Genomic DNA, 8,023 nt, shown 5'->3' on the forward strand with positions numbered 1-8,023 from the left:
ACCACGGTCGCCGTGATTGTCGCGCGGACCCGTCAGCTATCTTGCGGATAGATGAGGATCTTGCTCGAACTGCGGAAGTGTTTCTCGAGCTTGACCGGCAGGTGCAACAGATACGGGTTGAACGAAGCGGCGTGTTTTCGCGCCGACACCAGCACGATCAGCTCGGAATCACGCAGCGATCGGAACACGATGAAGAAATCTTCCCAATCGTCGAAAGCGGTGAACGCGATCTCGATCTTGATGCCCTCGGCCTTGGCGATGAGGGTGAGCGCTTCGTGGGTCGCCGGGGTGCAGAACAGGCGGATGGAGGCGGACAGTTCGGTGGCAAGCCGCAGGAGTTTTTCGACCCAGATCGGAAAGCCCTCTTCCTGCTCGGCATGCGGCGGCGCGATCACGAGCAGGCCGTCGTGGTTGCCGATGGGCTGCTCGAAATCGCAGACGAAAACGGTTTTGTCGGAGTGGTGCAGGGTGCTCTCGTAGCCTTCTTTCACCAGGGTGTGAATGGCAGCGTCGCTGCGCGGCAGATTCAGGATGATCAGGTCGGTGGCGGTCTCCTTGGCCATGCGGGCAATGCCGCGAGCAGGATTGACGGCGATGGTGGCCTTCACCCTGACGTCCACCTCGGCGGCAGAGGCTTCGGAGATGACGCTTTCCAGCGCCTTGCGTGCCGTTGCGACCTCCGCTTCGGCGCGTTCCGAGTTGGACACGACGTTCAGTACCACGATCGGATGGGTCGACTTGCGATCCTTGATCAGGATGGCCAGTTGCAGCGCCTGGTCGGCACGCGACACGTCCGAGACCGGCACCAGGATCTGCTCCATGTCGAGCTCGCGGGAGACGGCCGGGTCGGGCTGCTGTTCCAGGGTCCTGGCGATTTCCGCTGCGGCGCGTTCGGTGACGAAGGAGGCGATGATGCAAGAGGCGAGGATGATGACGATGATGCCGTTGAGGATGGCGTCATCGACGATGCCGGCGCGGTAGCCCACCATGACCACCGCCAACGTGGCAGCCGCGTGGGCCGAGCTCAGGCCGAAGATCAGCTGCCGCTGCGCACGACTGAAGCGAAATACCAGTTGGGTGAGCCAGGCGGCCAGGTATTTCCCGACCACGGCGACGAGCGTGATGGCGATGGCGATGAGAATCGCGGAAAAGCCGCCGAAGATGACCCGCACGTCGACGATCATGCCGACGCTGATCAGGAAGAACGGGATGAACAGCGAATTGCCGACGAATTCGGTGCGGTTCATCAGCGCCGACGAATTCGGAATCAGCTTGTTCAGGGCAAGACCTGCGGCAAACGCGCCGATGATGCCTTCCAATCCGGCGATTTCAGCGAGGAATGCCGAAAAGAACATGACCGCCAGGATGAAGATGTAGTGCGCGTATTTCTGCTTTTCGAATTTCTGGAAAAACCAGTTCGCGATGCGCGGCACCAGCAGGAACATGAAGGCGGAAAACAGCGCCAGCGAAATGCCGAGGCGGGTCCAGAATTCGCCGTTGATCGTGCCCTTGTTGCCCCCCATGAGCACCGCCAGCAGGACAAGGACAGCGGTGTCGGTGATGATGGTGCCGCCGACGGTGATGGGTACGCTGACGTCCTTGGTGACGCCGTGGCGCCCGGCGATCGGATAGGTCACCAGGGTGTGGGTGCCGAAGATGCTCGCCACCAGCAGGCTTGCTTGGACGTCGAAGCCGAGCAGGTAGTGGCATACGGGAAAACCGATGCCAAGGGGGATGGCGAAGGTCAGGAATCCGAACACGAAGCTCTTGTTGCGATTGGCCGCGAATTCGATCAGGTTCAGCTCGGCACCGGCCAGAAACATGATGTAGAGCAGGCCGATCGTCGAAAAGACGTTGACGAACAAGCTGGTGCCAAGCAGGTTGAAGCCATTGGGGCCGATCAGGATGCCGGCCACGATCAAGCCGATGATCCCGGGGATGCGCAGGCGCTCCATCAGGATCGGCACCAGCAGGATGATGAACAGGATCAGCGAAAAAACCAGGATCGGGCTGCGCAAAGGCAGCTGGAAATGGCTTAGCAGCAGGTCGATGGTGGGTTGCATTCAGGTGTCCGTGTGTTGGGCCCGCGCGGCGGACACATCGGGGTGTGCGCGTTCGGTCGGCGTTCGGGTCGCCGGCGCACCGTTGCCGCGCTGGATCGGGAGGGGCATCAGCGCCATGTCCATCGCGGCGTGATGCTAACACCCGCGTCGCAGCGGGTGACCCTTGCATTTTGCCGCCATCGTCCCCATGCAGGGCGACGTCATCAGATTGGATCGAGGCGGGTTGTTGCCATGCCGATTTACGTGTTCGCGTGCCGGTCCTGCGGCCATCATTTCGATCATCTGCAGCGGCTTTCGGATGCCGATCCGGATGTCTGCCCGCACTGCGGCGAGCAAGGACAATTGCACCGCGCGCTGACCGCGCCGCAGTTCCGCCTGGCCGGTTCGGGCTGGTACGAAACCGATTTCAAGTCCAAGTCGGAACACCGCCACAATCTGGCGGGTGATGCCTCGGGGCCGGTGGGGACCAAGGTCGAGACCGCGACGGAAACCAAGGCCGCGAAAACCGGTCCGGCGCCCAGCGCTGCTTCGGACGGATGACGGCGCTACTCGCTTCCGGCGGCAACTCGGTAAAATGACCGGCTCGCCGACAGATCGCCGGCCTGCTTTTCCGGAGTCCACATGCGCAGCCATTTCTGCGGTCTGATCGATGCCAACTTGATCGGCCAAACCGTCACCCTGTGCGGTTGGGCCGACGTGGCCCGCAACATGGGCCAGATCGTGTTCATCGACCTGCGCGACCACGAGGGCATCGTGCAGATCGTGGCCGAGCCTTCGGCCATTGCGGGCAATGCCGAAGTGTTGGCGGCCGCGGCCAAAGTCGGCTACGAGGACTGCCTGCGCATCACCGGCACGGTACGCCGCCGCCAGTCGGTCAACGACAAGATCAAGACCGGCCAGGTGGAAGTGGTGGCCGAGAAGATCGAGCTGCTCAACAAGGCCGAGCCGCTGCCGTTCCACCACCACGAGAACCCGGGCGAAGACGTGCGCCTGAAGTATCGTTATCTGGACCTGCGCAGCCCGGACATGCAGCGCAAGCTGCGCACGCGGACGAAGCTCGTATCGGCGCTGCGGCACTATCTGGATGCACGCGGGTTCCAGGACATCGAAACGCCGATCCTGACCAAGGCCACCCCGGAAGGCGCGCGCGACTTCCTGGTGCCGGCACGCATGCATCCGGGCGAGTTCTACGCGCTGCCGCAGAGCCCGCAGCTGTTCAAGCAGATCCTGATGATCGCCGGCTTCGACCGCTATTACCAGATCGCCCGCTGCTTCCGCGATGAAGCGCTGCGCGCCGATCGCCAGCTCGAATTCACCCAGCTCGACATGGAGTTCGCGTGGGTGTCCGAGCGCGATGTGCAGGACCTCACCGAGGACATGGTCCGCCATGTGTTCCGCGAGGTGGTCGGGGTCGAGTTGGCCGCCGAATTCCCGCGCATGCCCTATGCCGAGGCGATGCGCCGCTTCGGGTCCGATAAACCCGACCTGCGCATCGCGTTGGAGCTGGTGGATGTGGCCGAGCTGGTCAAGGATTGCGAGTTCGCCGTGTTCAGCGCTGCTGCCAATGATGCCGATGGACGCGTGGCCGCGCTGCGCATCCCCGGCGGCGCAACCCTGTCACGTAAACAGATCGACGAGTACGCTGCACACGCCGCGAAATTCGGTGCCAAAGGTCTGGCCTACGCCAAGCTCGACGAGGCGGGCGCGGTCAATTCGCCGGTCGCCAAGTTCTTCAGTGAAGCCGCCTTCGCCGCACTACTCAAGCACGTCGGTGCTGAAAATGGCGACATCGTGTTCTTCGGTGCCGGTGCCTGGAGCAAGGTATCCGACTTCATGGGCGCGGTGCGCTTGAAGGCCGGCAAGGATTTCAACCTCGTGCAGGACGGCTGGGCGCCGCTGTGGGTCACCGACTTCCCGATGTTCGAGTGGGACGCCGAGGAAAACCGCTATGTGGCCCTGCATCACCCGTTCACCGCGCCGGCAGTGGATTCCATCGACGACCTGCGCGCCAATGCCAGAACCGCAGTCAGCCGCGGCTACGACATGGTGCTGAACGGCAACGAGATCGGCGGCGGTTCGATCCGTATCCACAACTCGCAGATGCAGAGCGCGGTGTTCGAGCTGCTGGGCATCGGCGAGGACGAGCAGCGCGGTAAGTTCGGCTTCCTGCTCGACGCGCTGAAATACGGCGCACCGCCGCACGGTGGTATTGCGTTTGGCATCGACCGCATCGCCGCGCTGATGGCCGGCTGCGACTCGATCCGCGACGTGATCGCCTTCCCCAAGACCACCAGCGCGCAGTGCCTGATGACCGACGCGCCCTCACCCATCGCCGACGCGCAGCTGGCCGAGGTGCATGTGCAGGTCCGCGAAAAGAATTGAAGGGACGATGTGGCGTTGCTGCGTAAAGTGCGCCATGGATGGCGCACGGCGGCGCGTCGAACAGGATGTTCGCCCGCGCCGGGGAGCAGCAATGCCGCATCGGCCTAGCGAGGCACCATGACGACCAGCATCCGCCGCGCCTTTCCTGTCGACGCCGACGCGCTCGCCGAGCTCGGCGCGACCACCTTCATCGAAACCTTCGGCCACCTGTACACGTCGGAAGACTTGCAGGCCTTCCTCGACGAGAGCCACACCGAAGCAGCCTATGCCAAGGTGCTGACCGACGGTTCGCCGTATGCGCTGTGGCTGGCCGAGCGCGATGGCCGCGCGATTGGTTATGCGCAGGCCGGCCCGTGCGGGCTGCCGCATGCCGACGTGCGTGCCGAGGATGGCGAGATCAAGCGCTTGTACCTGCGCGGTGATGCACAAAACTGCGGCGCCGGGCGCATATTGATGGACGCGATGCTGGCTTGGCTGCTGCGCGACGGCCCGCGCACGCTATGGCTATCCGTGTATTCGGAAAACTACGGTGCGCAGCGTTTCTACGCGCGTTACGGATTTGAATTCGCCGGCGAGTACGCCTTCATCGTCGGTGCGCAGCGTGATCGCGAGTTCATTTACCGACGCCCCGCGCAGGCTTGATCGGTTTCAATCCGGATCGTCCGGAACCGCCGTGAGCGCCGGCAACGGTTGACGCGAGCCATCCATCAAGCCACGGCTGAGCTGGTCGCCTTCGATGAACAGCAATTGTCCGGCCTTGCCGCGCTTGATGCCGCTGTCGATGGCGATCACCTTGCCGTCGTGGAAACTCGCGACCTCGCCGATGGTGGTGTGGCCGACCACGATCCGCGTCACGCCCAATTGCGCCACCAATGCCTTCACCTGTTCGGTCGTCAGCGCGCCATTGAAATAGCCGCGGTACCAGATCGGGCTGGTCTTGCCGTTGTAGAGGCGATTCAGCGCGGGGTCGGCCTTGACCTGCGCCTTTGGCGTGCCCAGTGAATGATCGTAGGCGGCATTGGTGGCGGCCAGGTCCCTCACCAGGTCGATGTTCTCCGGCGCGATGCCGCCGTGCAGGAACAAGGTGTCGCCGAGTTTCAGCATGACCGGACGGGTGCGCAGCCAGCCGCCGAGGATGCTGTCGCTACCGTAGAGCGCTGGATAGGGCCGTCCCAGCAGGCCGGCCACGTTGGCGTAGTTCGGATTCAGGTAGCGCAGGTCGTCATATAGCTCCATCGTCTCGTGGTTGCCGAGCAGGAAGTGCACCGCGCCGCCGGCAGCGCGGGCCTGTTGTTGCAGTGAAAACAGCAGCCAGAACGCTTCCGTCACCTGCGGGCCGCGATCGAACACGTCGCCCGCAATCACCAGATGATCGTGTCCGGCCGCCCAGCGATCCTGTGCGTCGATCACGCCATTGGCACGCAGCAGCCGTTGCATCACGCCGTATTGGCCGTGGATGTCGGACAGCGCGATGATCCGTGCGCCCGGCGCCAATGCGGGCGCATCGGCATCAAGAGTGCGCGGAATGCGCAGCGGATGCGGGTATCCACAGCGCGGAGCCACCGTGGTCACGGCGCGTTCGCGCAGCACCTCCCGGACCGGCTTGCCCGCGCACACCCAGAGCGCTTCCAGCCGATGGTTGTCGACCCGGAACACGTAAGGACCATCGTCCTGCACGGCGGGCGGGGCGGCAGCAGGCGCTGCGGGAAGGCTGGCCTGCGCGAAGCAATGGAAGGCCAGCAGCAAAGGGAGCAGGCCAAGCAGGCGTGGCAGGCAGCGCATCGAGCAGGGTTCCGGGTCGAGGTGGAGGCTGGCGCTCATGCCGCGTCGCAGCAGACAGGCGAGCTGTTCGATTATCCTGCCAGCATGGGCTCCCGCGTCGTGATCGTGCACGGATTGTTGAATGCCAAGAGCTGGCTGTGGCCGATGGCGGCGCGCCTGCGCGGGCAGGGCTTTGCGGTCGAGCTGTTCGGCTATTCCAGCCTGTGGGAAGGTCCGCAGGGTGCCGTCCCACGGCTGATCGAGCGCATTCGTGACGTGCGGGCGGACGCCGTGGTCGGCCACAGCCTCGGCGGTTTGCTGGCGCTGGAGGCCTTGCAGCAGGCCCCGGACCTGCCGGTGGTGCGCGTGGTCTGCCTCGGCTCGCCGCTGCGCGGCAGCGAGACCGCGCGCCGGGTGGCGGCCCTGCCGTGGGCGCGGCCCCTGCTGGGGCGCAGCGCGGGCTTGCTGCAATCCGGGGTGGCGGCGTGGCGTGGCGAGGCCGAAGTCGGCGTGGTGGCCGGCATCGCGCCGCGCGGAATGGGCTGCCTGTTCGCGAAGTTCAAGGAGCGATCGGACGGCACCGTGGCGCTGGCAGAGACCCGGCTGCCCTGGCTGGCCGACCACGTGGTGCTGCCGTGCAGCCATTCCGGGTTGGTGTTCTCGCGCGCCGCCGCGCGCCAAGCCGCCAGTTTCCTGCGCGATGGTCGGTTTGAACTGGCCTGAGTGCCTGATTCCCGTCGGCAAAAGACCAGCGGTGACATGCGGCCCGCCGGGTTCCGTCTGGCTGACGTCCGGGACCAGGGCCGTGGTGCTGCCGATCCAGCAGGATGCAGGCGGCTCGGCTACAATCTGGGCCCGCCCCAAGCCAAGTCGGACATGATCGCCCTCGAGGGCGCGCCTGCCCTGTCGCCATTCCGCCGCGACCGCCTGCAGGCCCGCCTGCAGACCCTCGTCCCAGAACTGCGGATTCTCGGCAGCTGGCACGGATACTGGATCGAACCCGAACCCGGCAGCGCGCCGGGCGTGGCGGCGCTGTGCCGCATCCTGCAGGCGGACGATCGCTTCGCGGCGCCCGCGCCCGAAACCGTCACCCGCTTCATCGTGCCCCGGCTGGGCACGCTTTCGCCCTGGGCCAGCAAGGCCACCGAGCTGCTGCGCGGGGCCGGTCTGCCGGTGCGTCGGGTCGAGCGCGGCACCCGCGTCGATCTGCGCGGCTGGCCGGAGCAGGAGGCGCTGCGTGCGGCGCTGGGCAAGATCCTGATCGATCCGATGACGCAGTCCCTGCTCGACAGCCGGGATGCCGGTGCGGCGCTGTTCACTGCGCTGCCTTCCGGCGCGGTTGAAGTCATCCCGCTGGCGCAGTTGGAAGCCGCCAACGCGCGCCTGGGGCTGGCGCTGGCCGACGACGAAATCGCCTACCTGCGCGAACGCTATGCCGAGTTGGGGCGCGACCCCCACGATGTCGAATTGATGATGTTCGCGCAGGCCAATTCCGAGCACTGCCGGCACAAGATCTTCAACGCCAGCTGGACCATCGACGGCCAGGCGCAGCCGCTGTCGCTGTTCAAGATGATCAAGAACACCCAGGCCAGCACGCCCGATCACGTGCTGTCGGCCTACAGCGACAACGCGGCCGTGGTGGAAGGCTACGCCGCCTCACGCTGGCGCCCGGATCCGGCCAGCCAGCGGTACCGCAGCGAGCCGGTGACGGATTCGGCGTTCTGCATCAAGGTCGAAACCCACAACCACCCGACCGCGATCGCGCCGTTTCCCGGCGCGTCCACGGGCGCTGGCGGCGAGATTCGCGATGAAGGCGC

General features: G+C 65.2%; 6 protein-coding genes and 1 pseudogene. 5 read left to right on the top strand and 2 right to left on the bottom strand.

Annotation, left to right across the window (positions count from 1 at the left end; genetic code table 11):
- Positions 1-32: 32 nt before the first annotated feature.
- Positions 33-2,063: a cation:proton antiporter gene (locus M9902_RS06765; RefSeq protein ID WP_297221718.1), complete on the bottom strand. Its 2,031-nt coding sequence runs from the start codon at positions 2,061-2,063 to the stop codon at positions 33-35.
- Between the two features lie 231 nt (positions 2,064-2,294).
- On the opposite strand from M9902_RS06765, the gene M9902_RS06770 reads away from it, so the two are divergent.
- The 3 genes from M9902_RS06770 (at position 2,295) to M9902_RS06780 (ending at position 5,087) form a co-directional block, all read left to right on the top strand.
- The gene (locus M9902_RS06770) at positions 2,295-2,603 is read left to right on the top strand and encodes a zinc ribbon domain-containing protein (protein WP_297221744.1); all 309 of its coding nucleotides are present in this window, start codon (positions 2,295-2,297) and stop codon (positions 2,601-2,603) included.
- Between the two features lie 81 nt (positions 2,604-2,684).
- Entirely contained in the window at positions 2,685-4,445 is a 1,761-nt protein-coding gene (aspS, locus tag M9902_RS06775) for an aspartate--tRNA ligase (protein WP_297221720.1), read from the top strand.
- Between the two features lie 117 nt (positions 4,446-4,562).
- Positions 4,563-5,087 (top strand): GNAT family N-acetyltransferase, encoded by a 525-nt coding sequence (locus tag M9902_RS06780; protein ID WP_297221722.1) that lies wholly within the window; start codon positions 4,563-4,565, stop codon positions 5,085-5,087.
- Positions 5,088-5,093: 6 nt separating this feature from the next.
- Here M9902_RS06780 and M9902_RS06785 read toward each other — a convergent pair whose 3' ends face one another.
- Entirely contained in the window at positions 5,094-6,266 is a 1,173-nt protein-coding gene (locus M9902_RS06785) for a metallophosphoesterase (protein ID WP_297221724.1), read from the bottom strand.
- 45 nt (positions 6,267-6,311) lie between these two features.
- Here M9902_RS06785 and M9902_RS06790 point away from each other — a divergent pair, with 45 nt between their 5' ends.
- Together M9902_RS06790 and M9902_RS06795 are read left to right on the top strand one after the other, a co-directional pair.
- Positions 6,312-6,929 carry an alpha/beta fold hydrolase gene (locus tag M9902_RS06790; RefSeq protein WP_297221726.1) on the top strand — a complete coding sequence of 206 codons (618 nt, stop codon included), beginning with the start codon at positions 6,312-6,314 and terminating at the stop codon, positions 6,927-6,929.
- 153 nt (positions 6,930-7,082) lie between these two features.
- Positions 7,083-8,023, top strand: a pseudogene (locus tag M9902_RS06795) (phosphoribosylformylglycinamidine synthase); the annotation flags it as partial.

The sequence above is a fragment of the Thermomonas sp. genome (assembly GCF_023953935.1).
Taxonomy (GTDB): Bacteria; Pseudomonadota; Gammaproteobacteria; order Xanthomonadales; family Xanthomonadaceae; genus Thermomonas.